At 37.0% G+C, this 598-nt stretch carries 1 pseudogene; it reads left to right on the top strand.

What is annotated here, in order from left to right:
* Nucleotides 1-598, top strand: a pseudogene (locus tag C1638_RS22550) (RHS repeat-associated core domain-containing protein); the annotation flags it as partial.

Genomic DNA, 598 nt, shown 5'->3' with positions numbered 1-598 from the left:
GGTATTCCTATGTTTATGACAATCTGAATAGGCTAAAAGATGCTGTCTATACAGAACCTGAATCTACCAATCCGTATAACTACAACTTTAACGAAAACCTGACCTATGATTTTAATGGAAATATCATGACATTGAAAAGGAATGCTTATCCTGTATCTGGAACTACAGCAACCCAAGTGGATGATCTAGAGTATAAATATACAGGCAACCGTTTGAATCAGGTCATAGAACATTCCCCTAATCCTTCAGGTTATGAGGGAGGGAACAATATCATTGATTATGATCAGAATGGAAATATGATCAATATGAAAGATAAAGGAATACAATCCATTGCTTACAATTATCTGAACCTGCCAACATCAATTGGTATCCAATTCGTGAATCCTATAGGAAATATAAGTACTACAAATATAGGTCATGTGTACCGAGCTGATGGGGTAAAGCTTCGTAAAACATTCATACAGCAAGCTTATAGAGGGCTTCCCACCACCCGTATGACAGATTATCTGGATGGATTTCAGTATTCCTATCTAGAAGATGGAAGCACATGTTCTACATGTAGAACAGAATCTGCATATGAAATACAGGCCTACTCGAA

The sequence above is a fragment of the Chryseobacterium oncorhynchi genome, assembly GCF_002899895.1.
Classification (GTDB): domain Bacteria; phylum Bacteroidota; class Bacteroidia; order Flavobacteriales; family Weeksellaceae; genus Chryseobacterium; species Chryseobacterium oncorhynchi.
This window is presented reverse-complemented; position numbering and strand designations above follow the sequence as displayed.